General features: G+C 37.2%; 23 protein-coding genes. 9 read left to right on the forward strand and 14 right to left on the reverse strand.

From position 1 onward, the window contains the following. Positions 1–5 precede the first annotated feature (5 nt). Positions 6–1,529 (reverse strand): phytoene desaturase family protein, encoded by a 1,524-nt coding sequence (locus BME96_RS14690; RefSeq protein WP_071649411.1) that lies wholly within the window; start codon positions 1,527–1,529, stop codon positions 6–8. Between the two features lie 237 nt (positions 1,530–1,766). On the opposite strand from BME96_RS14690, the gene BME96_RS14695 reads away from it, so the two are divergent. Next, positions 1,767–2,636: a MerR family transcriptional regulator gene (locus BME96_RS14695; RefSeq protein WP_071649412.1), complete on the forward strand. Its 870-nt coding sequence runs from the start codon at positions 1,767–1,769 to the stop codon at positions 2,634–2,636. 154 nt (positions 2,637–2,790) lie between these two features. Here BME96_RS14695 and BME96_RS14700 read toward each other — a convergent pair whose 3' ends face one another. Both BME96_RS14700 and BME96_RS14705 read right to left on the reverse strand, forming a co-directional pair. After that, positions 2,791–3,465 (reverse strand): uracil-DNA glycosylase, encoded by a 675-nt coding sequence (locus BME96_RS14700; protein ID WP_060680438.1) that lies wholly within the window; start codon positions 3,463–3,465, stop codon positions 2,791–2,793. A 150-nt stretch (positions 3,466–3,615) separates the two neighbouring features. Beyond that, positions 3,616–5,361 carry a methyl-accepting chemotaxis protein gene (locus BME96_RS14705; RefSeq protein ID WP_019378846.1) on the reverse strand — a complete coding sequence of 582 codons (1,746 nt, stop codon included), beginning with the start codon at positions 5,359–5,361 and terminating at the stop codon, positions 3,616–3,618. Between the two features lie 287 nt (positions 5,362–5,648). On the opposite strand from BME96_RS14705, the gene BME96_RS14710 reads away from it, so the two are divergent. Beyond that, positions 5,649–7,016, forward strand: coding sequence for a uracil/xanthine transporter (locus tag BME96_RS14710; protein ID WP_019378845.1), 1,368 nt, complete (start codon positions 5,649–5,651; stop codon positions 7,014–7,016). 16 nt (positions 7,017–7,032) lie between these two features. Here the strand turns inward: BME96_RS14710 and BME96_RS14715 are convergent, their stop codons facing one another. After that, positions 7,033–7,482 carry a YkvA family protein gene (locus BME96_RS14715; protein ID WP_071649413.1) on the reverse strand — a complete coding sequence of 150 codons (450 nt, stop codon included), beginning with the start codon at positions 7,480–7,482 and terminating at the stop codon, positions 7,033–7,035. 226 nt (positions 7,483–7,708) lie between these two features. Between BME96_RS14715 and rpoN the strand changes: the two genes are divergently transcribed. Next, entirely contained in the window at positions 7,709–9,028 is a 1,320-nt protein-coding gene (gene rpoN, locus BME96_RS14720) for an RNA polymerase factor sigma-54 (protein ID WP_083547477.1), read from the forward strand. An 83-nt stretch (positions 9,029–9,111) separates the two neighbouring features. Here the strand turns inward: rpoN and BME96_RS14725 are convergent, their stop codons facing one another. Then, positions 9,112–10,461, reverse strand: coding sequence for an MATE family efflux transporter (locus BME96_RS14725; RefSeq protein WP_071649415.1), 1,350 nt, complete (start codon positions 10,459–10,461; stop codon positions 9,112–9,114). 323 nt (positions 10,462–10,784) lie between these two features. Here BME96_RS14725 and BME96_RS14730 point away from each other — a divergent pair, with 323 nt between their 5' ends. The 3 genes from BME96_RS14730 to BME96_RS14740 all read left to right on the forward strand — a co-directional run bounded on the left by BME96_RS14730 (position 10,785) and on the right by BME96_RS14740 (position 13,793). Next, a complete protein-coding gene (locus tag BME96_RS14730) occupies positions 10,785–11,891 on the forward strand; it encodes a M24 family metallopeptidase (RefSeq protein ID WP_071649416.1) in 1,107 nt (368 codons plus the stop codon). A 197-nt stretch (positions 11,892–12,088) separates the two neighbouring features. After that, positions 12,089–12,652, forward strand: a complete 564-nt coding sequence (locus tag BME96_RS14735) for a YusW family protein (RefSeq protein WP_071649417.1) — start codon at positions 12,089–12,091, stop codon at positions 12,650–12,652. Between the two features lie 694 nt (positions 12,653–13,346). Next, on the forward strand, positions 13,347–13,793 hold the full coding sequence (locus BME96_RS14740) for a hemerythrin domain-containing protein (RefSeq protein WP_082388031.1): 447 nt from the start codon (positions 13,347–13,349) through the stop codon (positions 13,791–13,793). A 108-nt stretch (positions 13,794–13,901) separates the two neighbouring features. On the opposite strand, the gene BME96_RS14745 is transcribed toward BME96_RS14740, so the two are convergent. From BME96_RS14745 to tnpB, 6 genes are all read right to left on the reverse strand, one after another. Beyond that, positions 13,902–15,572, reverse strand: a complete 1,671-nt coding sequence (locus BME96_RS14745; RefSeq protein ID WP_071649418.1) for an ABC1 kinase family protein — start codon at positions 15,570–15,572, stop codon at positions 13,902–13,904. Between the two features lie 156 nt (positions 15,573–15,728). Beyond that, positions 15,729–16,958 carry an MFS transporter gene (locus BME96_RS14750; protein ID WP_071649419.1) on the reverse strand — a complete coding sequence of 410 codons (1,230 nt, stop codon included), beginning with the start codon at positions 16,956–16,958 and terminating at the stop codon, positions 15,729–15,731. A 257-nt stretch (positions 16,959–17,215) separates the two neighbouring features. Then, positions 17,216–17,338, reverse strand: coding sequence for a hypothetical protein (locus BME96_RS20075; RefSeq protein ID WP_269321169.1), 123 nt, complete (start codon positions 17,336–17,338; stop codon positions 17,216–17,218). 198 nt (positions 17,339–17,536) lie between these two features. Further along, positions 17,537–17,845 carry a hypothetical protein gene (locus BME96_RS19890; protein WP_071649420.1) on the reverse strand — a complete coding sequence of 103 codons (309 nt, stop codon included), beginning with the start codon at positions 17,843–17,845 and terminating at the stop codon, positions 17,537–17,539. Between the two features lie 339 nt (positions 17,846–18,184). Further along, on the reverse strand, positions 18,185–20,005 hold the full coding sequence (ggt, locus tag BME96_RS14760) for a gamma-glutamyltransferase (RefSeq protein WP_060680424.1): 1,821 nt from the start codon (positions 20,003–20,005) through the stop codon (positions 18,185–18,187). Between the two features lie 353 nt (positions 20,006–20,358). Beyond that, positions 20,359–21,531 carry an IS200/IS605 family element RNA-guided endonuclease TnpB gene (tnpB, locus tag BME96_RS14765; protein WP_071649421.1) on the reverse strand — a complete coding sequence of 391 codons (1,173 nt, stop codon included), beginning with the start codon at positions 21,529–21,531 and terminating at the stop codon, positions 20,359–20,361. Between the two features lie 85 nt (positions 21,532–21,616). On the opposite strand from tnpB, the gene BME96_RS19895 reads away from it, so the two are divergent. Continuing rightward, positions 21,617–21,754: a hypothetical protein gene (locus BME96_RS19895; protein WP_197035829.1), complete on the forward strand. Its 138-nt coding sequence runs from the start codon at positions 21,617–21,619 to the stop codon at positions 21,752–21,754. Positions 21,755–21,903: 149 nt separating this feature from the next. Here the strand turns inward: BME96_RS19895 and BME96_RS14770 are convergent, their stop codons facing one another. Together BME96_RS14770 and BME96_RS14775 are read right to left on the reverse strand one after the other, a co-directional pair. After that, complete coding sequence (locus BME96_RS14770; RefSeq protein ID WP_071649422.1) at positions 21,904–22,506, reverse strand: class D sortase; 603 nt, start codon at positions 22,504–22,506, stop codon at positions 21,904–21,906. Beyond that, positions 22,499–23,875 (reverse strand): processed acidic surface protein, encoded by a 1,377-nt coding sequence (locus tag BME96_RS14775; RefSeq protein ID WP_071649423.1) that lies wholly within the window; start codon positions 23,873–23,875, stop codon positions 22,499–22,501. Before BME96_RS14775 ends, BME96_RS14770 begins: the two co-directional genes overlap by 8 nt. 235 nt (positions 23,876–24,110) lie before the next feature. Here BME96_RS14775 and BME96_RS14780 point away from each other — a divergent pair, with 235 nt between their 5' ends. Further along, a complete protein-coding gene (locus BME96_RS14780; protein WP_071649424.1) occupies positions 24,111–24,662 on the forward strand; it encodes a biotin transporter BioY in 552 nt (183 codons plus the stop codon). Between the two features lie 209 nt (positions 24,663–24,871). Then, positions 24,872–25,345, forward strand: a complete 474-nt coding sequence (locus BME96_RS14785) for a hypothetical protein (RefSeq protein WP_071649425.1) — start codon at positions 24,872–24,874, stop codon at positions 25,343–25,345. 50 nt (positions 25,346–25,395) lie between these two features. Here BME96_RS14785 and BME96_RS14790 read toward each other — a convergent pair whose 3' ends face one another. Continuing rightward, entirely contained in the window at positions 25,396–25,662 is a 267-nt protein-coding gene (locus tag BME96_RS14790) for a DUF3892 domain-containing protein (RefSeq protein WP_369813189.1), read from the reverse strand. Between the last annotated feature and the right edge of the window lie 46 nt (positions 25,663–25,708).

Below are 25,708 nucleotides of genomic sequence, written 5' to 3' on the forward strand. Positions count from 1 at the left end.
CTTGGTTAACTGCCTCCAAACAGAATCCCTTTGTCATCATGCAGAAGCTCTTGCACTGCAATCTTTGCTGATAATAGTACTATTGGGACTCCAGCTCCAGGGTGTGTACTGCTCCCTGTGAAATACAAATTTTCACAATTGGTAGCTTTACTTTGAGGTCTTAAATGATTGCTTTGTGTGAGTGTTGGTCTTAATCCAAAGCACGCTCCATTATAAGCATTAAACTTATCTTTAAAATCCACCGGTGTCATATATGTTTCGGACACAATATCCTCTTTTACATTTTCAAAACCTTCTATTTTCTCCAAGGAATTTAAGATATTGTTACGATAGTACTGAATTGTCTCTTCATCCCACTCATACGAAGCAGTTGATAAATTGGAGACCGGCACAAGGATATAAAGGCCGTCTTTTCCTTCAGGAGCAAGAGATGGGTCCTTTTTGGAACCAATGTATACATAATAAGAAGGGTCTTCCAGCAGTTCACCTTGAAAGATACCTTCCATGTTATCTTCCAATGCATCATTGAAGACAAAATTATGAACGTTTTCAACTCCATCATATTTCTTGTCCATTCCCAGATACATCACAAAGCAAGAACAGGAGTATTTCATCTCATCAATTCGCTTGTCTGTGTATTTTCCTTTCGCAGTATCTTCTTTAATAAGGTGTTTCATGGCAAAAGGAAAATCAACATTACACATAACAAAGTCAGATTTCTCCAAGTCCCCATTTACACGAACTCCCTTTGCTTTACCATCTTCTATGACGATTTCTTCAACCGTAGTGTTATACCGAACCTCTCCTCCAAGTTCAAGAAAAAGTCGTTCCATAGAGGTGGCCATCTTATACATTCCACCTTTGATAAACCACACACCATAAAGAAATTCAATCATTGGTATCATGGTGTAGAGGGACGGTCCATCAAATGGAGAAATACCTATGTACAGTGTTTGAAAGCTAATCATTTGTTTTAAGCGCTCATTTTTAATGTATTTACTAATAAAGCTTTCCGCACTGTCCAAGGTTTTTAATTTCAGACCTTGTCGAATAGTAGATAGGTTATAAAAATCACTGGCATTTCGAAAAGGTTGTTGAATAAAGTGATTTTTCGCTACTGTAAACCTCCGATAGATTTCTTGTAAATATGCCAAGAATCCAGCTGCATCTTCATCACTAAATGCCTCCAACGTATTCATTAAATGTACCAAATCGTTAGACATTTCGTATTTAGTCCCGAGGTCATCACCAAAGTACACGGAGTACATTGGATCCAATTTTTCCATAGGGATATAATCATCAGGATTTCTCCCGGCTAATGAAAAGACCTCCCTATACAATTCCGGCATCATAACAATGGTTGGCCCAAGATCAAATTTGTATCCATCCTTTTCAATGCGATGCATCTTTCCTCCAGGCATTCCCTCTTTTTCTAGTAGTTCAACTTGATAGCCAGCATGTTGCAAACGAATCGCACTAGCCAATCCAGCAACACCTGCACCTACTACAATTACTTTTTTCTGCTTCATAATTTTCCTCCTATTTTAAACTTTGACTGCGATCAATTTCTGTATAGGGTTTTTCACAACCTTATACAACAAAAGGAGGCTTAAAGGGCGTCGACTCTGTATAGTTTAAATACCCTGGTTCAAAATAAATAAACCTGGTATCCATTTTATTTTCTAAAAGAAAAAGGTTTATTTTGTACAATGTTAGGGTATTAACATTGTACAAATTATTATTAATAAAGGATTGGATGGAAGGATATGAATACTGAAACACATTATTATATTAATCAAGTTGCTACCATTACAGGCCTTTCCAAGCAAGTAATCCGCAAATGGGAGGATAGATACAATGTGGTGAGCCCAACGCGTTTAGATAATGGTTATCGCGTATATAGACAAGCGGATATAAATTGTCTTCTTCATGTAAAAGAGCTGAAAGCAGAGGGACTTACTACTGGAAAAGCGATTAATGAAGTAAAAAAGATATATAAAGCAAACAAAAATAGTGAGGTTGATTATAATAATTACACGATACAGCTTTTGGAACATGGAAAATACTATAAAGAAGTACAGATGAGCCAAGTATTAAAACAAGCATATTATTTTTACGGATTGGAATTAATGATTGAAGAGGTCATCCGCCCATTTCTAAAGGAAATAGGAAATAGATGGGAAAACGGAGAATGGAGTGAAAGCCAGGAAACTGTAAGTAGTATGGTTATCCGTGACTTTTTAATACAAGTAAGAAGAAATCTCCCTACTTTAGAAAATGCTCCCTTAGTTATTGGAGCATGCTTGCCTGAGGAACGGCATGAATTACCTTTACATATTAATTTGCTTCCCTTAACTTTAAAAGGGTGCAGAACCTTATTGCTTGGCCCCTCTCCTGCTCCAGGAACAATAGAACGGTTAACAGAATCCTTGCAACCAAAAACCGTTTTACTTTCTGCAACAACTGATATTCCTTTTAAAACAGAACCTGAACTGTTGAAGCATTGGGATGAGTTTGCCAAGACACACCCACAAACTAACTTTTATTTGGGTGGGAAAGGGGCCTTAGAATATACAGATCAACATCCCCCTTCCTTTATTAAGGCAACAAATGATCTAAAAGATATTAAAGTGTAGACATTAAACCGTTATGAAATAAAATTACTATTTTACTTGAGAGTAGTTTTAGTTTAGCGAATTAATTGCTTTTTTTACCATTCTGCGCCTGCAAAGTTATTAGTTTAAAACAACGCATCTGAGATCATGAAAAGCAAATTTGTTTGTATACTTTTTAGTCTAGACACCAATCCACTTCGGTTTGTTTAGACTTTCTCAAGTATTGATTCGTTTTTGAAAATGGCTTACTGCCAAAAAAACCGCGTCTTGCAGAGAAGGGGCTTGGATGGGGAGATCTAATTATAGTGTGTTTTTCTACGTTAATTAGTTCCTCCTTCTTTTGTGCGGCCCTTCCCCAAAGAATATAGACGATTGGTGCTTCCTTTTTGTTTAAGACTTCGATTACCCGATTGGTAAAAATCTCCCATCCTTTATTTTGATGAGAGTGTGGCTGCCCCTCTCTAACTGTAAGAACAGAATTCAGAAGCAATACACCCTGTCTTGTCCATTTTGTTAAATCTCCATGATCAGGCTTTGGACATCCAATATCATTCTCTAATTCTTGAAAAATATTTTTTAAAGACGGCGGTACTTTTACACCTTTCTGCACTGAAAAACTGAGACCTTGCGCTTGATTCGGCCCATGATAAGGATCCTGCCCAAGTATAACCACTTTCACATCCTTAAATGGAGTAAGATGCAATGCATTAAAAATATCATCCATTTGTGGGTAAACGTTATGATTATTGTATTCACCTTTTAAAAACTCTCGCAACGCAATATAGTACTCTTTTTCAAACTCTTCTGCTAGTAAATCAGCCCAGTCATTTTTTAAAATTTGTTTTTGCAATTTGTACTCTCCTTCTATTTAACCTCACAATAATTTTAACGTAGAACCCGTTAGCGAAGCTACAAAAAGACAGAAGCTTATTAAAGCGTCCGTCTTTTGTTAAATTTCATCTTTGCTAAGAAGGTTAAAATTGATAGTCCCAAACCATTTTTATAGTTTAAATTCATTTACTACTTCATTTAGTTCTTCAGCGAGGTCAGCTAATGACTGCGAATTTGCGGATACTTGTTCCATAGAACTAGTCGTTTGTTGGGAAGAAGCCGATGTTTCCTCAATTCCAGCTGCTGATTCTTCTGAAATGGCAGCAATGTCTTCAATAGAGCTGCTCATTTTTTGACTGTCATTCACTATTCTAGCCAAATTATCAGAGACGCCTTTAATACTGCTGACAACATCATTAACTGCGTCTTCAATTCGGTTGAAGCGTTCACCAGTTTCTTGAATTTGGTTAGTTCCTTGTTTAACTTCTTGATAACCGCTTTCTAGAGAATCAGTAACAATACTCGATTCATTTTGAATGGATTCTACAATATTTGTAATATCGGTAACAGACGATGCAACCTGTTCAGCCAATTTTCTCACTTCATCAGCCACCACCGCAAACCCTTTTCCATGCTCACCCGCTCTTGCTGCTTCAATAGCCGCATTTAAAGCAAGTAGATTCGTTTGATCAGCAATTGCTTTTATTACAGCTACCAACTTGGATATTTCTTGCGTTTGTTCATCTAGTCCACTCACCTTTTGAACTGCTTCTTTTACAATTTGGTCAATCTTCTCCATTTGTAACATGGAAGAAACCATTAAATCATTTCCTTCTTTTGTAATCTCCATAACCGTCCCAGATGAGTTTTCAATCATTTTTCCTTTTTCATTTGCATCCTCTACTTGTTCAGTAAATGTTTGCATTGATGTAGATAATTCACTTGCACTATTGGCTTGGTTCTCAGCTCCACTTGCAAGTTCCTGCATTGTAATAGCTACTTGTTCTGACCCTTCTTTTACTTCTGTTGCTGATTGCGTTAGTTCTTCACTTTGAGAGGTCATTTTTTTTGATGCTCTAGCGACATTAGAAATAATCCCTCTCAATCTCTGTTGAAGATGGTTCATCGCATCAGCAAGCTGTCGTGTCTCATCTTTCGTCCTCACGATAACTTCTTCTCGACTCAAATCCCCATTCGACAAATAATTCATTTCTTCTGCAACCAAATTAATCGGTTTAGTAATTTTGTTAGCAAAAATCCATATCACTGTAGCACCTAAAAGTATTGCTAATACTCCTACTATAATAATCACATTTAAAATTTGCTGAGCAGATTTATTAAAATCCATCATATATGTGCTCGCTGCAACCGTCCATCCCCATGTAGGATCTGTCTTCGAATAAGCAACCTTCTTTTCAATTACATCTTCATTGTTCGGTAAGGGCCAATGAAAATAAGTTAGCCCACCACGTTCACCTTGCTTTATAATAGCTTGGGTTGACATGAAGCCATTAGGATCTGCACTATCCCAATTATTATCTCCTTCATGAGTAGGATGTGCGATCTGGGTGCCGTCTTCATCCAAGATAAAAATATAACCATGCTCTCCTAAATCAATATTTGGATTAATCGGTCTAGTTCCGTCATTTCCCTTTTCACCAAGAATCGATTTTTTAACTTTCTCTTGAGCTTCTTCCAATGACAGATCTCCCCGTTCTACTTCCTCGTTTAAAGAATGGATCGTTCCAAGTGTCATTTCAACGCTATTTTTCAAATTCGTAATTCCAAGCTCATTAAGACTTTCCTTAGACTTTGAATAGCTGACAAAACCAAGAATTGTCATTGGTATCACAAGTAATAGTATTGATACAATCACCAATTTTGGTTTTAGAGAGTGAAAATTAAACTTTTTCATTAGACGTTACCTTCTTTTATAGTTATTAACAGCCGAATGACTTCTGATATACCAATCAGTAAACTGTCACCTCTATTATCGACAAAATTTGCAGGGCTTTGAGCATGAATTAACGATATTTATAACAATTTTTTTAATTATCAAGAGATTTCTAGGAGTTGTTTACCATTTTCCACATTCTGCATAAATAATAATGATTTTCTATGTTTAATCTGCTAAAGTAATAGTATTAATTAAACCGAATAAAAATAATTTTCAATCATTAAATAGTAAGCAGGTGAAAAAGAGTGAAAGAGTTACGCCTTCCTTCTAACTGGTTTGCAGGGATTCAATGGTTGTTCTTTATCTTTTCAAATATTATCGTTATCCCTATTACTATCGGTGCTGCATTCTCCCTATCACAGGAAGAAACCATTCCATTGATCCAGCTTTCCTTTATAGTGACTGGGATTGCTTGTATCTTACAAGCTTTTCTTGGCCATCAACGGGCCATTATGGAAGGGCAATCGGGATTATGGTGGGGGGTAATTTTAACAGTAATTACAACCGCTTCTGCACAAGGTGTCTCTATGGAAGAAGTGGGGGGCAGTTTAACAGTAGGTGTTCTCCTATCGGGAGGCTTGACTGTATTGATTGGTTTGGCAGGATGGGGGCCGAGGTTAGCTTTATTATTTAATTCTTCTGTAATGGGTGTCTTTATGTTTTTATTTGGATGCCAATTGATTGGGATTTTTATGAAAGGTATGCTTGGGATTCCTTTTGGACAGCATACCCCATCTGGCCATATTAATGTGACCATTTCGTTGTTATCAATACTAATTGCCATCTTTGTTATGATTATAACGGTAAAAGCCCCAGCTCCTATAAGTCGATATAGTTTGCTAATTGGGATCATTGTTGGTTGGATTTTATATGAAATTATATTTAAACCGAATAACGGAATAAGTTCAACACAACCAGAAAGTTATAAAATATTTCCTTTAGGTAGTCCGACATGGAATAGTGGCATTATTATCACCGCTGTTTTAACTGGTATATTAAACACAGCAAATACCTTTGGTGCGCTTAAAGGGACGGATGAATTCTATGGAAACCATACCACCAAGCAACAATATCGCGCTTCTTTTACTCTTACAGGGATTTCCACTTGTATTGCAGCTTTATTTGGGCTTGTGCCATACGCCCCATACGTTTCGTCCATTGGCTTTCTAAAACAGACGGCAATTTATAGAATTCTCCCCTTCGCTCTAGGAGGAGCCATGTTTTTAATGATGGGCGTAATCCCCATCATTGGACAATTCTTTTCCTTGCTTCCACTCAGTATTGGGAGTGCCGTGTTGTTTGTTGCTTACTTGCAATTATTGGGTTCATCATGGAATTTTTTTAAAGAAGTAGAATTCAGTACAATGAACGTTTACAGGTTAGGTATACCTATTTTTTGTGGCATCATTATCATGACAATGCCCGAATACAATTTTGAGTCACTACCAGAAACGATACAGCCACTTATTAGTAACGGTTTATTAGTCGGCATCTCACTTTCTCTAATAATGGAAAATGTGTTTAAGGAGAAAAACAATTTCCGGAAAAGTGTCTCTAATGATATGCAAGTGAAGGTCTCCGATGAGGGTAATAAAACACAAACCGGAAGATAAACTTCCGGTTTGTGTTTTAAGTAGTGGGATTCAGTTTACTATCGATATCTTCTGTTTTCGCCAGATAATGAACTCCAAAAAGCTTCTTCATTTTCTGATCAGCTCGTTCCTTAACCTCATCATCAATACTTGAGATTACTCGGTAAACAGCATAAAGAATGACACTAGCATCATCTGTTAAACCTGCTACAGGGATGAAATCCGGAATGGCGTCTACTGGTAGAATTAAATAACCCAAAGCTCCCGCAATCGTTAACTTATCCTTCTTTGAAGTTGGAGGACTTTTGAAAGCATAGAACAGTAATAAACTATAGTAAGATATTTTAATCCCTAGCTTTTTGGCATACTTACCTAATTTATCTTTAAACGCTTGATCCGTGAAATAAGAACTTTTGCCCTTAATCGCTTCCTCAGCGTTAAATTCCTCTAATTCTGGAGAGTGCTTTGCTTTTTTCTTCTTGAACATGATTGTCCCTCCTTCTCTTGACCAAGCTATTCCTATTATACCTGTTTTCCGGTATAAGAAAACATACCAGCTTGAAAGCAACATTGCATGTACCTAGTTCTTCATTCTTTATGTTCCCCTATACAAAAAGAATAAAATTGTTTAGTATAATAATAGGATGATATACATACTATTTTCAATAACTATGTAAGCGCATACTTGTTTTAAAATAACTGGGGGGTTGATTATGGAACTAGGTCTTTTTCAAAAACAAACAATGAACTTAGTTATGACAACAGAGCTCAGGCAATCTATTGCCCTCTTACAATATTCCGCGTTGGAATTATCGCATTTCATTCAGGAACACGCTACGGAAAATCCATTGATTGAGCTGGAAGAGCAAACGCTTGGCTTAGACAATTATTATGGAGAAAGCTCTTCTGCTTCCAGGACAGTAAATACACAAGACAATAATTTTAATCCTTTGTCAACTATTGCAAGTAAAAACTCGAATCGATGTGAGGATTTACTTGAACAAGTAAATTACCTTTCCATTACAAAACAAGAACAAAAAATAATGAAATATATTATTCTTAATTTGGATGATCATGGCTACATACCAATGCAAGATAGAAAGATAGCTGAAGATCTTTGTATATCGACAGAAAAAGTGGCGAAGGTAATAGATAAATTGCAGCAATTGGAACCTATTGGAGTCGGCGCCCGAAACCTGAAGGAATGCCTAACTATTCAAGCCAAACATTATTATCCGGATAACCCATTGCTCACGTGTGTTATTGCAGAATACCTTGACCTCTTAGCTGATAAAAAGTGGCAGGAACTAGGTAAATTACTTAATATTTCTAAAGAGGAATTAAGTGAGTTAGCTAATTTAATTACTTCCCTTCATCCCAGGCCCTATTCCGCAAGTGTAGATTCGGAAACACAAATACTTTATCCAGATGTCTCCATAGAGAAAGTGAATGGCGAATATTCCATTACTTTTCATGATCCGTTTATGCCAAAAGTAAGGCTGAATGAAGCTTATCTTCACTTGAAGCAAACGCAATCAAATGCAGGAGCCTTTATAAGGGAGAACTACCATAAGTACAAATGGCTGATAAAAAGCATAGAACAACGCAAAACTACCATTATAAATATTACAAAAGCTATTGTGGAAAGACAGCAGCCATTTCTTGAAAAAGGGTTTACTCACTTAAAGCCAATGACCCTGAAAGAGATTGCTGACCAAATCGGAATGCATGAATCAACGATTAGCAGGGCAACAAGCAATAAGGTGATTCGAACACCAATAGGTTGCTTTGAGATGAGAAAGCTTTTCACAGGAAAGATTGCTGGCGATAATGGGACTGAGGCATCTGCAACCCAGATAAAACTCCGTTTAAAGCAATTAATACAACAAGAAAATAGAAAGAGGCCCCTTTCTGATCAAAAACTTGCAGATCATTTTAAGAAGAACGGCATAACGATTTCTCGTCGTACGATTGCTAAATATAGAGAAGAATTAAATATCCTTTCTTCATCCAAAAGAAAAACGATTGGCTGACATCCTGTCCGTTAAGCCATTCGTTTTTTAGTATTGTTTTTTAGAAATAATTATTTACGTTCTGCCAGAAGCCCAATGCAATACTACTGAACTCTCTGATTCCATTTTCGTTTCATTACTTCTTTTCTGGCATAAATCAGCAGAACAATAGCAACTAAGCCTTCTGATATTGGCAAGGCTAACCAAATTCCAGTAGTACCAAACCAAACTGGCAGGATGAGCAGTGAGGCAATTAATAGAATAAATCCTCTGAACAATGTGATCCAAATAGAAGGTCTTACATAACCGATCGATTGATAATAAGTCATATATATGAAATTTGTCCCCATAAAAAGATATCCTATAAAGAAAAGCTTTATTCCACTTATCGCGAGATCGCGTATTTCCTCTGTTGCTACGCCGAATATAGAAACAAGGAAATCCGATCCTACATAACCTATGATAATAAATAGAATGCCAAGCCCAAATCCGGTTATTTCAGCAATTTTTACTGTTTCTTTAATGGCATTGAATTTTTTTGCACCATAGTAATAACTGATCATTGGTTGAATGGAGGATCCTATTCCAATAAAGGCCAAAAACATAAAGGTATGCAGATAATTGATTACAGAAAATGCGGCGAGTCCAGTCGTACCAGCATAATATGCCATTCCAAGATTATACCCCATTACAAACACACCCGTGCCTGCCTCTGAAAGAAAGTTTGGAAATCCAAGCTTGGAGATTGGACGAATGAGCGAATTTTTAAAGCGAACTCGAGTAAATCGTAAACCTGCATTTCTATTGAAAAAATGCAACAAATAAACAAATAAACCAGCAACTGTTGCTAGAACCGTAGCTAATGCCGCCCCTTTCACTTCCCAATCCAAAACAAATATCATCCAATAATTGAGGACAATATTTAGTATAGCTGACACAATAAGTCCAGTCATCGCCAGCTTTGGTGCTCCATCATTACGTAGGAAAATACTAACAACGTTCTCCCATGAAATGATGACAGAAGATAAAAAAATTATTTGCAAATAATCCACAGCATAAGGCAATGTTTCCTCGTTTGCTCCGAATAAATTTGCTAGTTGCTCTGAAGCTAAATAACTTGCGCCTCCAATAATACTGATGCTAATAGTAATCAAGACCATGGAAGTTGTAAAGATTTGCTTAGCTTCTTCTCCTTTTCCAGCTCCAGTCGCCATAGAATAAAGCGTTCCTCCACCAATCCCGATGAGCAAGGAGATGGATATAATAACTGACCATACAGGAACAGCAACGTTAATACTTGCCAGTGCAACAGAACCAATACCGTTTCCAACAAAGATGCCATCAATCACAATGTTGACGGACATCAGCATCATCCCCAAGATTGTAGGAATAAAATACTGAAAGAAACTTTTAACGACACCTTGAGAACCAAGCTTTTGTTCTGCAATACTCATAATAACGTCTCCCTATCACTCATAATATTGTCTATTTTAGAAGGTTTATAGAGGGAAGTCCATTTTGAGTGCCTTTCGGTAGTTCACTATTACCGTTTTGAAAGGAGAATACCTCCACTTTTAGAAGAATGATTAAACAACATATAGCAAGATAATTTATAAATACAATAATTTATATATTTGCACCACGTGAAAGTGAAGAAAAAAGGTGTTATCATTTATTTGGGTGCTCTTTTCCAACTATAAAGTGTAAGCAATGAGGTAGGTAAAGAGCTAATCAATTAAAATTGGCATCAAACGGAATGATGCATGGAGGATTTGTTATGACTATTGACCATCAAGCAAGAATTAAACAACTAAAAAGCAGTTTAACTAAAAAGAATATCGACATCGCTTTAATCACAGACCCATCCAATGTTTTTTATTACACTGGTTTTAACTCAGACCCTCATGAACGTTTTATGGCATTTATTGTGGATAATCGTAAAGATGACTTAAAACTTTTTGTACCAGCATTAGATAAAGAAATGGCAGACCAGGACTCGGTGATTAAAAATAGCATCCCTATTTCTGATGAACAAGATCCTTTTGTTGTATTAAAAGATGAACTCGGTGAGAACATCGAAAAAATTGGCGTAGAAACAAAACATGTCAGCATGTTTCGCCACCAAAAGCTACAAGCTGCTTTCCCTAAAGCTTCTTACAAAGACATCCAAGAAGATATAAATCACCAGCGCCTGAAAAAGTCGAGAGAAGAGATCAATTACCTTCAGGAAGCTGTAGATATTATCGAAAAAGTCCTTGAAGAAGGAATTAAGAAAGTTAAAATCGGTATGACGGAAGCAGAGCTTTCAGCTGAACTAGAATTTCTTATGAAAAAATTTGGTGCTTCAGGGCCTTCCTTTTCTACCATCGTATTAGCTGGTGAAAAGTCCGCCCTTCCCCATGGTGTTCCAGGGGATCGCGCATTCAAAAAGGGTGATTTCCTACTTATTGATTTTGGAGTAATTACACCAAAAGGCTATTGTTCTGATATCACAAGAACATTCGTAATTGGAGAGGCATCAGACAAACAAAAAGAAATCTATAATATTGTACTAGAATCGAATGAAGCAGGTATTGAAGCAGTAAAAGCAGGGGTACCATTAAAGAACTTTGATATCGCTGCGAGAAACGTAATTAATGATAGCGGCTATGGAGATTATTTCCACAATCGAGTTGGACATGGTTTGGGGATTGAGGTACATGAAGAGCCTTCCATTCATAATAAAAATGAAGAAATAGCAGAAGCTGGCCTCTTTTTCACTATTGAACCAGGTATCTATCTGCCAGAACTTGGCGGTGTAAGAATTGAAGATGAAGTGTTTATTAATGAAAATGGCGAAAGAGAGGTTCTCACCTCCTTCCCGAAAGAACTAAAAGTATTATAAGGAATAAGCTGTCCCGATTCAATGGGGCAGCTTTCTATTTTTCTAGCTGGACGTGAATCTTAAGTAATTTGGATTATAGATATACTGAGAAGTAACTTTTTTGATGAAAATTTCAGTGAAGTATTGTCGATCTTTCTGGTTTAGCAGCCCTTTCTCATGGGAAATGCTGACTAACACAATTTTTAAGGAGGGGTACTATGAAACGTTTTTTAATGATTTCCGTTCTTTTTATTACAGCACTATTTATCACTGCTTGCGGGCAGACAGAAAATGAAAATGCAGATAAAAATAATAACACAGCTGAATCTGAAGAGCAGAGTAACCAAACAGAAGAAATGGAAAACGAGGAGAATCAAGATACAGAGGGAGATAGTAATGAGCAGCAGTCTTCTATTGATGCCGATAAAGAGGATATTAACAAAAAATTAGAAGATATCGATTATAATGAATTTGAACTCGAAGTTAATTATCCGAATAACAAAGAATACGAAGCTGAAATAGAGTATGATAATAAACAGCTTACGGCCAATTTAAATAATGAATTTGAGGACAATAATTTGAACGGAAAAGCAGCATTCGATCAGCTTTACCCCAATGTTACAAAATTAACTATTAATAAAGATACAAATAAAGAGCAAGCTGTTAAAGAAATTTTAGATACGTTTGACCTTGATAGGGAGTATTTGGATTTTGAAGTCCAATTAACTCTAAAAGACGGGACCACTATCGAATATGAAGATGAGAAAACCTCATCTTCATAGATAAAGAAGTACTTATGGAGTATCGATTCATCGTTGCTCCTCTTTTTTATATTCACCATGCTATAATAACAATAAAGTTCTAATATATATGTTGAGGGTATTCAATGATTCGGAAAATAGATATACTGCGACGTAACTAAGAATATAGAGGCTGCGTAAATCACCGCTACGGGGAAATATTCCGCTTTCCGCGGGCGGCTGATGAGCCTCCTCACGCTACGCGTTCCGGGGTCTCATCGAGGCCTCTCCTCCCGCAGGAGTCTCCATATTTCCCCTTCGCTAAGGTGTATATCTCAAAGCTATTAAAGATAAGAGCTACTTATTCAATACCTCAAATTAATCAATGGCACATACCAATTGAGTGGAGCGGAAGGGGGCGACTCCTGCCGGAATAGCATGAGCTGAAGACCCTGCACGAAGCGTAGCGGAGGAAGCGGCTGAAGCCATGCCGGGCGGCAAAGAAGACACTGTGAGGTAACGAACAGATGTCGCGCTTGTACCCGGAGGTGTGAAAGCGTCCCCCTGCAGTGGAAATCAATGGGGCAGTTCTCCTCAAATATTTCACTGAGCTTTTCATCAATAAAGTTACGTCGCAGTTTCCTCCAACTATGAAGAAGCAAAGTATGTTTGTACCCCATCATTAGCAATGGAACCAACTATATAAGATACATGAAGATGAAAGGTGGTATACACGTTGTCGAAAAAAGGCATAAAACGTCACGAGGTATTAAAGCCGCTATCTCGCCATCATATGATTGGTTTACATCTAGCATTAAAACTAAAGCGAGCCGGAACGAAAGAAAGCAGATGGACGGTGAAACAAATCCTTCAGGATGCAGAGCAATTCTGGAAGCCAGATGGACTGCGGCACTTTAGGGAAGAAGAGGAATTTCTTCTCCCTGCTTATGCAGAAGTAGGGGACATAGAGCACCCTCTCATCAAACTAATGCTTGAAGAACATAAAAAAATCCGAGCAAGCATGGATCTCCTCTTAAAGCAATCCATGGCGACATTGGAGATGAATGAACTTGGACACCTATTGGAGGATCACATCCGAAGAGAAGAGCGAGAAATTTTCCCTATGATAGAACAAGCTTTACCAGAAGATAAGCTTCAACAACTCGCGCCTTATTTACATTAAATTAATAGCTATCCTCTGGCTTTCGCCTGCAAAAAATGGATGGTTCTCTCACTTTAGTTTTTTCTCTTTCATAAGAGAAAGTGGCTCTATCAAATGATAGAGCCACTTTTACATTCGTCCAGATTTTATAATGGTATAGATCATTAATATAAACAACAATACTGCAATAACAGTACCAATTTCAATAATCGGTAAGTCCCAAAGCATTGTCGTCTGGCCAGTTATGGCTGCTCCAATAATCAGCCCTGCCATTAATATGCTAAATGACAGCAAAATAATACTAAAGGAAAGACGATTACTAATACGGTCTAGCCGATGCATTACTGATTCCAGCTGACTGACATTTATATCAAGTCTTACTTTACCTTTTTTAATAACAGACATAATTTCTTTCATGTCTTTGGGCAAGTTCGTTAAAATATCAGCGCTTTCCATTAGTTCCTTAATCGATCTCCCCATCAAGTTTTTCGGGTGATAACGTCTGCGTATCAGTTTTTTAGCATATGGTTCAACTGCTTTCATAATACTAAAATCAGGATCTAATCGATTAATTACTCCCTCTAGAATCAAAATTACTTTGCTAAGGATTGAAATTTCAGCAGGGATAGCAACTTTATGATGATAAGCAATTGTAAATATTTCAAGAACAATTTTGCCTAGGCTATTTTTATTTGCCAAAGTCTCTTCATATTTTAACTGAAGATCATCCAAATCACGTTTCAACCGTTTTATATCTGTCTCTTCGTGCATAATCTCCATAGATGAAAATGTTTTAATAATGGCATCTGTGTTTCCATCCTGTAAATGGATGATGATGGAAGCAAAATGATAATTTAGTTCTTCACTAATTCGTCTTGCCATTCCAAAATCCAGAAAGGCTACCGTATTTCCCGGTAGAACATAAACATTTCCCGCGTGAGGGTCCCCATGAAAAAATCCATGATCTACAATTTGTTGGAGCATAGCATCGACAAGACGTTTTGCAATTAGTTTGCGATCATAGCCTTGCTTATCTAATTCATCACATTTTGTTACTTTTATCCCTTTAATTAACTCCATCGTCAATACTTTCTCACTGGTAAGATCCCAATATATTTTCGGAATATAAACCGTTGGATTATTAGTGAACTGTTTGGCGATTCGTTCATTATTCTGCCCTTCCCTGATATAACTTAATTCATTACGCAAGGAGTCCGAAAACTCTTCAATGATGTCTAAAATTCGGTAACTCCGTGCCCAACTTGTTCTCTCTTCAAGTAATCGGCCCAGTCCTTGAACTATTTCTAAGTCTGTTTCCATTCGATCTTCAATATCCGGACGTTGTACTTTAATTGCTACATCTTCCCCGTTATGTAGTTTTCCCACATGTATCTGTCCAATAGATGCTGTCGCCAGAGGCTCCTCATGTACATGCTGAAACAGCTGATTTATTGAATCTCCAAGTTCTTCCTCTACTATTTGTTGAACCTTATCAAATGAAAAAAATTGCACGTGATCCTGCAACTTTTCAAGTTCTGTAATGATTTCTTCCGGTAGTGCGTCATGTCGAGAACTTGCAATTTGACCAAGCTTGATAAATGTCGGTCCAAGCTCTTGTAGTGTATTGCGAAGCTTTCGGCCGACATGTTGCAAATTAACATTTGCTGCTGATTGAGTGTCTTTAGCTGCCCCTCGTTCTGTCAGACCAATACGGAACAGCACGTGACTGAATCCATTCCGAATAAGCGCATTTATAATTTCCTGATACCGCTTGGTGTGTCGAATTCTTTTACCTAACATTTTATTATTCACCTCCACATTGCAAGATACCACTGTACTAATTCCCTATACTTATACGTTAAAACAAATTATGATATCGAGAGCTTTTTTTACGAAAAAAATATACTGATTTTATGTTGCTCAATAGGCTATCGAGTTAATTTTCACTTGCATTAGCTAATCCGCATACCATTCTCTTACCTGTTGATCGTTCGGCAATAAAAATGTTAATATACCTAAAAACGGGAACATGGAGATGGCTGTCATCGTTGGGGTTAAGCCAATCCAATCGATTAGAGAGCCAAGCGCTACAGAACCAATTGCCCCCATACCAAATGCTAAACCTACGATTAACCCTGACATCATACCGATTTTCCCAGGCACCAATTCCTGCGCATATACAACGGTCACAGAGAAGCTGGACATAATAATAACTCCCAATAATCCAAGAAATATAATAGAAATAATAGGCCCAGCATAAGGTAAAGCAATAGCAAGAGGGGCTGCTGCAAGAAAAGACAATAAGATAACATTTCTCTTCCCAAACCGATCGGCAAGTGGACCACCTAGAAAGGTTCCAACTGCGCCCATAATTAAAAACGTAAAAATATAAATTTGGGATTTTGCGATAGAAAGCCCATAGTTTTCAATCGTGTAAAACGCATAAAAATTAGAAATAGCACTTGTATACCATGTACGAGCAAATACCAGAAACACTAGAATAATTAGAGCATTGCGGATGGCATTAGAGGTCTTTTCAGATGAACTGCCCTCTGTCTTTCTCTTTTTGGGAGCAGAGAAAACGTGCATTTGGGACGTATACCAGCTTGCAATATGTATTAACAGAAAAACAGCAATCCCGGCTATGAGGGTGAACCAAATAGCGCCGAACTGGCCCAAGGGCACAAGTACCAAGGCGGTAATGACAGGGGCCAATGCTTGTCCTGAGTTTCCACCAACCTGATATATAGATTGAGCCAATCCCCTGCGTGGTCCAGCAGCAAGATAAGCAACCCTCGACCCTTCTGGATGAAAAATAGCAGATCCTAGTCCAATAAATAAGACACTAACTAAAATTAATCCAAAATTTGGTGCAAATGCCAACCCAGCCATTCCGAGCATACTACTGGCGAGGCCTATTGGCAAAGCATATGGACGTGGTTGTTTATCTGCATACATGCCGATTACTGGTTGCATGACTGAGGAAACCATATTTAAAGAAAAAGCAATAAAACCTAACTGCGTAAACGTAAGTCCCATTGATTTCTCCAATATAGGGAACATCGCCGGGATGACCGCTTGGAGCGTATCATTAAGTAAATGGCATGTACCTATAATAAATAAGATTGGGTAGACTGTTTTATTCGATAGTTGATTAGCTATTGTATGCCCCATCATTTTCTCCATTCTATCAATCACTTATTTTCGTTACATTATAGCATGTGTATAAGGAAAAGAAAGTTATGTATATATAGAGAGTTTAAAAGTTTAGCTTAGTATAAAACGGGAATAAAATGGTTCACAGCAATATAGTTTACCAACCTTCTTTTGACAAAGAAACTGAAAAGCGCCGAGAAATATGATATATAGCTTCCCATGTCGAGGACAAATAATATGATAGACATTCACGAGCATTTTCATCGCGCCAATGTCCGTCATTCAATTCATGTTAGACATTCACACTCCATTTCACTTTCCCAATGTCCGTCATCATACTCATGATAGACTTTCACACTCGATTTCACCTTCCCAATGTCCGTCATCATACTCATGATAGACAATCGCACTCGATTTCACCCTCCCAATGTCCGTCATCATACTCATGATAGACTTTCACACTCGATTTCACTTTCCCAATGTCCGTCATCATACTCATGATAGACTTTCACACTCGATTTCACCTTCCCAATGTCCCTCACCCCCCTATACGAAACATATAAAAAAGAAAAGCGGGAGCAAATTTTTTTCCGCTTTTCTTCAAACAATTAATAATATCCCTTTCCATAGCCTGGATATCCTCCATAACCAGGATATCCTCCATAATTACCTGCATAGCCATAACCTGGTCCTCCTGGATAATAAGGTCCATAACCTGGTCCATACCCACCGTAGCCAGGGGGATAACCATACCCGTAGCTCCCTGGACCATGATGAAACAACTCTCCTCCTAAATAACCGAGGCCAGCACCAATTAATCCAGCAGTAAGTGGAGTGAGACCACCATAACCCGGTCCAATAATTCTTGGATTATAATGCTTATCAAATCTAGGTCCTCTGCTTCCATTGAAGTGCATGCTCATTCTCCTTTAAACCCGACATTGCTTTAGCCTATGTTTATAATTAAAAATTGACTAGGCAACTGTCACGATATAAATAGATTTTATGAAGAATTTACATTAAAATTTTATTTAATATTAAAAATTTTATATCAGGTAATACTAAATTTTACTCGAATAACATACTTTGTTAAGATATCACAAAAAGCCGACACTCTTAATGTCGGCTTCTGTCATCTTCCTATTTGTTCTTTCTGTACATCAAATTATTTACTCATATTGATCTGTTTTATTTCCAGTTCCTTTAAAATCACACATCTGCGAGTGAGAGTAATTTCAAAAAACCATTAAAAATTATTAATCTTCATTGTCATTTTCCTCATCATCGTCGTCTTCTTCCTCATCACCATCTTCATCTTTACCTTTTAAGTCCACACCAAATGCGGCACCATTTCTACTAGAATCTGTTACACCTTTCATCAATTCATTTTCTTCATCTATCAAAATACTATTAACATTTCCTATTGTTGTAGGAGAAGTGCCAAAGTTATGACCCATTTCGTTTAATTGATTTAAAATAGAAATAGGAATACCTTCTTCATAGCGGTAAGAGTTTAAATTATTTGTATATATTCTAGGCTCCTCAATTGCGTCCTGCAACTCCATGTCGTACTCAATCGAATTGATTATCGTTTGCAAAACAGATGTTATAATTGTCGGGCCTCCCGGCGAACCAACAGTAAGCACAGGCTCTTCATCATTAAAAACTATCGTAGGTGTCATACTGCTTAGCGGCCGTTTATTCGGTTGAACCTCGTTTGCCCCACCAGGCACAGCATCAAAGTCAGTCAATTCATTATTTAGCATAATTCCATAGTCTGGTACCATAATACCTGATCCGAACAGCTGTTCAATAGTAGTAGTATATGAAACAACATTTCCGTATTTATCTGCAACTGTAAAATGAGTTGTTTCTCCATATTGCCGATCATCAGGTTGCTTCATTTGAGTATAGTTTGGGGTACTATCTTCATATTTCCAAGGATCGCCTGCAACCGGATTTAAATTGACAGCATTCAAGTCAATCAATGCCTGTCTTTCTTTTATATAATCTGGGTGAAGTAATCCTTTTAAAGGAACGTCCACAAACTCAGGGTCCCCTGCATAAGCTGCACGGTCTGCATATGCCAAATGCATAGTTTCCGCTAATAAATGGTACTTTTCCCATGACTTAGCATTATATTGGGAGAGGTCAAAGCCATCCAGAATACCAAGCATCTGAAGTAAAAAAACGCCTCCTGAACTCGGGGGTGGCATACTTGCAATTTCATATCCTTGATATTCGCCCCATATTGGCTTATCAATAGTAATATCATATGTTGCTAAATCTTCTTCCTCCATGGATCCTCCAAAATGTTGAACAGTCTCCGCAATAGAGTCTGCAATCTCACCATTATAAAATGCACCTGTACCTTTGGAACGAATTAACTTTAATGTTTTTGCTAGATCCTTTTGGATAAGTATGTCGCCTTCCTCAAGTGCACTGCCATTAGGCAAAAATACATCACCTGCAGCGCTTCGTTGCAGTTTTTCTTTATTATTACCAATGGCGTCAGCAAGCACACTATCAATTGGAAAGCCTTTATCAGCAAGTTTAATTGCAGGTCCGATTAGTTGTTGCATTGGACGGGTCCCCCACTTCTGGTGAGCTGTTTCTAAGCCTTTCAAAGTACCCGGGACTCCTACAGACGTACCTTGCATTACACGTTCTTTAAAAGGAATTGGCTCCCCATTTTCATCTAGAAACATATCCGGCGTAGCCCCGGCTGGAGCACGTTCACGACTATTTACTATAGTTGTTTCTTCTGTTTCTTCATCGTATACCATCATGAATCCGCCACCACCAATGCCTGACATCATTGGTTCGGTTACATTTAAAGCAAATTGCATAGCGATTGCTGCGTCAACTGCATTTCCGTTACGCTTTAATATATCCGCTCCAATTTCAGATGCGAGCGGGTGTGCTGAAACGACCATTCCACCATTTGCTTCTGCTACATTATTATCAGTGCTATAATCAGGATCAAATTTCTTAGCAAATCCCACTGCAGGGAAAGTTCCTGCCATTAATAGAGCAATTAAAGATAGAATAAAAAAACGATGTAGTTTCTGCTTCATATTATTCCTCCTATCAAAATAGTCTAACTTCACTTCTAATTTCATCCTAGCTATTTCATCTTTAGAAGTATATAGTTCACATGAATTAAAAACTGATTTTTCTATTAATTAGTTGGTAAATAGACCTAAACCATTCTAACTAATTTAAACAAAATTAGAAAAAGAAATTGCAAGCGTATATACTTCCGCAAAAAATTAAAAGAAAGGTATTGTAGATTACCAAAATTAAGAGGATAAAAAAACTTTACCTTACATGATTAAACGGAACTTTGAACTACCCACCACTTATCGACCTTACGGTGTGATTGAAGTGGGAGATTCCTAAGAACACCAACCTAACGGTTAGTTATGGATTAGGCTATCCCCGCAGTTCCTGCGGTTAATCGTAATGCTTCGTTACGAAGATTGATACTTGCGTTAATATCTCTTTGGTGATGAGTTTTGCACATCGGACACTCCCATTCACGCAAAGCAAGTTTTTTAACGTCTTTATGCTTGTGACCACAATTGGAACAAAGCTGACTTGAAGCAAAATTTTTAGCTGCAGTCACAACTTGTTTTCCGTACCATTTCGCTTTATATTCAAGCATTTTTCTGAACTCGGACCATGAGACTTCACTAATCGCCTTTGCAAGATGTTGATTCTTTAACATATTCTTAATAGACAAATCTTCAATCCCAATGATGTCGTGGTTTTTGACAATATCAGTAGAGATTTTATCCAACATATCTTTTCTAGCATTTGCTATCTTTTCGTGAAGTCGAGCCACTTTTGTTTTTTGTTTTTTCCAATTCGAAGAACCAACTTTTCGCCTTGAAAGCACACGCTGAGCTCTTACTAACTTTCCTTCTAACGAACGGAAAAACTTTGGATTTGCATATACGGTTCCATCTGAAAGCGTAGCAAAATCTTTCAACCCGACATCAACACCGATTGCCGAACCGGTCTTTTCAAAGACTTCAACTTCTGTTTCAGCTAAAATCGAAATGAAATATTTGCCCGAAGGATTACGTCTAATTGTTGCGTTCATAATTCTGCCTTCCACTTCACGACTTTTAGCAAAACGAACAAGACCTAATTTCGGCAATTTAACATGCTTATCCAAAACAGCAATATTTCCATTCACCCATTTCGTTGTATAGGATTGAACAGGATTTTTTTTGGATTTGAAACGAGGTTCACCGTTTTGCTTTTTATAATATCTTGTGTACGAATCGTTAACGATTTCCACCGATTTTTGAAGGGCAATACTATCCACTTCTTTTAAAAATGAATAGTGCTTCTTTAGTTCGCGAACAGCTTTAATGGATTGGTTTTTATTGAAAAACTCCCCTTTCCAATTGTTTTCAGTGAGTTGACCGTTCTGCACCATTTCATTGGCGATATGCCAATAAGCGTCTTTGGATTTTTGCTTCCCAACAAAATAGTTGTAGACAAAGCGGGAACATCCAATCGTTTTGTTAATCAGTTCCAATTGTTTTTTGGTTGGATAGATGCGGAATTTGTACGCTTTTTTTGCTAACATTGATTTTCACCTTCCTTTCATGTATTATTTTAATATACAATAAGTATACTATATATTATTTTAATAACAACATAGGAGGTTTAAAGTGTCACAGGTTTTAAATATGCGTTATCCAAAACGAATTGATGATTTTAAAGAAAAAAAGGGGGTTACGACTCGTACCCAAACGATTATCTACCTCATCCAATACGCTCTCGAACAGTCGGACAATCGAGATAGCTGAAGCTATCCCTTGTCCGAAGGCGATTCATCCCCCACTTACTCATTGGGTTTTGCCCTTCACATTCCTTGAAGATGGGGGTTTTCTCGCCTATTTTAAATAAAAAAACCGTAGTAATGCACCCAACTAACAGATACATTTACTACGGTATATTATCCCTCTATTAAATAAGCTTCTAATATAAATCGTTCCGGAGCTGCCCCAATATAATGAAGTGGGTAGCAGGTGCTTAATGTTAAGGTAGCACGCGGTTTGGGAACAATCACTGTCCGGTCATCCGCATCCACGATTCTTGTTTTTCTTATCTTGTACGTAAATTCCCCTGCGGCGGTGGTAACAATTAATTCATCATTTACACCCACTTCGCCAAGTCGACGAAATACGGTATCCCGATGTCCGGATAATACCGAATTATCAGCTTCGCCTGGGAGCACGCTGTCAGCGAAATGACCAACTCCTTTTTCAAGTTCATCCTCATTCGTTCCATGATATATTGGTAATGTTGAATTCAGTTTAGGTATATATAATTCACCGATTTCCTCACCAATGGAAGGTGCTTTTGAGTATAAATGTTCTCTATCTTTCTTTTGCTTATCTTTGAAAGCATCCTGCTGTATTTCCGGTTTTCTTGGATGTTCTCCACCAAGGGCATACCCTTTCATGAAACTCCAACCATTTAAAAGAGTAAAAACAACCCCAATTCCAACTATCAGCACTGTGAATATTAATAAAATATTTCTTTTCTTTTTACTCACTTGCACCCTTCCTAATCCTTTGAAAGCATAGTATTCCTAACAATACTACGATCAACCCGCCTATACTTTTAGCACCATAATCTGATGCGGTGGCTGGTAGTTTAGCACCTTTCACTGTAGAAGATGTTGTTGACGATTTAACTTTCTTCACCGGAGTATGCAAGGTTTGTTCTGTTTTTTGCAACCCGTTGTTCAGTTTCCCCCCAGCATCATGCAAGGTATCAGACTCAATCATTTCCCCTGTAATAATTAAATCAGCTAGAAAATTACCCTGTAAATTATAAATACTTATTTTCAAATCAGCATTAACAAGCTTCTCCATCTTAAATAAATCATTTATGGATAAGGTTGTTTCTTTTCCCGATTGAAGAAGTGTATATTCAATTTTGACTTGGAAAATAGACACAAGTTCTTTGTAGATGGAAAGTAATTCTATCGCTTGCTCTGCAGTAATTTCCGTCGCCGTATCGAATTCCTCGAACTCCATTAACCGATACGATATCTCCAATAGTCTATTTATCGTTTCCTCCTTAGCCAGTTCCTCTTCCAATGAATAAAAATGATCTTGCAGATTTTTTAACTCATCGGCAGAAAGTCCATACCCCTCCATAAGCTGAGCAAGCTCTTCTGCTAATCCTACTTCAACTGTGTAATCTAAGTCATTCATTAAATCATCAATAAAAACATAATCATTTATGTCCTGCTTATTTTCCTTTAAAAGCTGCAATAACTGCTTTTCATTTAAATCATACATATCATAGACCCAATCTAAATTACTCAAATCTTTACGGATTACTTCACCTAAAAACTCATCGACACGTTCAACTGTTTTAAAATTTTCAAGGGATTCCTCATAAATGGCTAAAGAAGCAATGATATGATCTCTTGTTACATTAAAGCCTCTCACTTTGCTTATCTCTTTTAGCCAAGTCTCCAGATTTTTATCAAAGTCAGGATCACGCACTACTTTCTCTTCCAGATAAAAAGCAATACTCTCATATAAATCATCTATAAATATATAGTCCTCCAGCAGTTCACCATGTTCTTGAAGAAGTGATACCATCTCCTCGTGTGTTAAGCCAAATTCGTTATACAGTTCTTGTAGGTTACTGCTATCAGATTTAATAACTTCACCCAAAAAATCCTTCAATTCATTTATATCTGCAAAGTCATCTAACACCATCTCATAGAGGGTTAACGAATACTCTAAGTCATCTCTGGTGACTGTCTGACCTCTTTTCTTACTAATTTCTTTTAGATAGGTTTCCATATCTCTTTCAAATTGCTTATCTACCTTTGCGGCCGTTAAATTCGGCATACTAGCAACCAACAACAAAAATACAATAATAATTGCTGTCCATTTTTTCAACTTGTTCTCCTCATTTCACTAAAATTGCGAATCTTATTAAAAGGATTATATCCATTATTTTCATTTCTGGCAATCTTTATTTTTTGCGTCCTATTAACTATTGATTATTACTATTTTTTATTAATAGTCTACTTCTATCATCACAAAATCTATTGACAAATAGAATAAACATCATATAAAGTTTAATTGTAAACTTAAATTAAAAAAGGTGAACAATAGAGAGGAGATTTACATAATGTCTGATTCAAGCTTAAAACTTAGAATGATGATTGTGACAGCTCTATTTGCTGCAATTATCGGTGTGTTGGCGCAAGTAACCATTCCATTACCACTTGTTCCAATTACTGGGCAAACACTTGCAATAGGCTTAGCCGCTACTATTTTAGGATGGCGTTACGGAACTTTATCCATTCTTTTATATTTAGCTCTTGGAGCAATCGGAGTCCCTGTTTTTGCGCAAATGTCCGCGGGGGTTGGTATCTTATTTGGCCCTACAGGAGGTTATTTGTTCAGTTTTATTCCTACTGCTTTGTGCATTGGTCTTTATCTGGAGAAAACAAGCTTCAACTTAAAAAATGCAATTATTGCTAATATCATTGGTATGTTTATTTCTTTACTGCTTGGAACTGTGTGGCTAAAATATATTGCCGAACTTTCTTGGGGCGCTGCCTTCGCTAGTGGAGTTGCTCCATTTCTTATTGTAGGTCTCATTAAAGCGGTGCTGGCAGCATGGATTGGGATTATGGTAAGACAGCGACTTGCATCAGCAAATTTGTTATTTGCTTAGTAACCAAATTTAAAAAACTGGTACTGACAACGGTACCGGTTTTTCTATGGATTAAAAGATATCTTCTTTTACAAACTACTTGCCTCTTCCTAACCTGAACGTTTTGTCATGCATCTTAAGTTCACCTTTGCATCAATAAAAACAAAACTTTTGATGCAGTTTATAAAACACAAGGCATGGGAATCCTGTGGTTAAAAGGAGGTACACGAATGAAAAAATTATTGTTTATCTTTATCATGGGAATAACGGTAGTACTTGCCGCATGTGGTAGTGATGAGAGCGGAACAGAGGAAAGTGGAGATCAATCAAGTAATGGAGACACAGAGCAAAGTCAAAATGAAGAACAGAATAAAACAGAAGAAGATTCCGTACCAGCGGAACTTTCTAAAGCTTTAGATGATGTAATTACAGTAACAAAAGAATTAAAATCTACTGCAGAAGAGTCGCCGGACGATATGGAAAAAGTAAATAAACAAGGAAATATGCTAGAAGAAAACTGGGATAAAATCGAAAAACAAGTAGAAGAGAAAGATCCGGGAGCATATGAAAATATTGAAAAAAGCCTTTATCCACTAAAGGACGAAGCTAAAAAGGACAAGCCTGATGTGGAGAAAATAAAAAATTTAAGTGAAGAAACTATTAATAAAGTTGAAGAATATAAAAATAAAATTCAATCTAAATAAAATAAATTGGACAGCACTTTTTCAAATTGTGCTGTCCATTTACCTTTCATCTAAAATGTATCCATGTTAGACAAGTTATTCTCTTTTACCCCATCAGGTTCACTGCGAATAATGTCTCTACCATATTTATGAAAGACATCAACATGCGCAAGCTTCCCTGCTTTTGCTTCATCAAGCGCCGTCATGTAATCCAATTCTCTGCCGCTCTCCGTTTTAAAAGCAATAATATCGCCATCCTCGTTTTTGCGAACAGCAATAATTTCCTCCTGACCATTTGCAACCTGCTGTGTATTTTTTTCTTCTTGACCGTCTCCCATACTCCTGTACTTTTCATATATTTGTTCAAAATTATTTTCCAACAAA

The organism is Virgibacillus halodenitrificans (assembly GCF_001878675.1).
In the GTDB taxonomy this organism is placed as follows: domain Bacteria; phylum Bacillota; class Bacilli; order Bacillales; family Amphibacillaceae; genus Virgibacillus_Q; species Virgibacillus_Q halodenitrificans.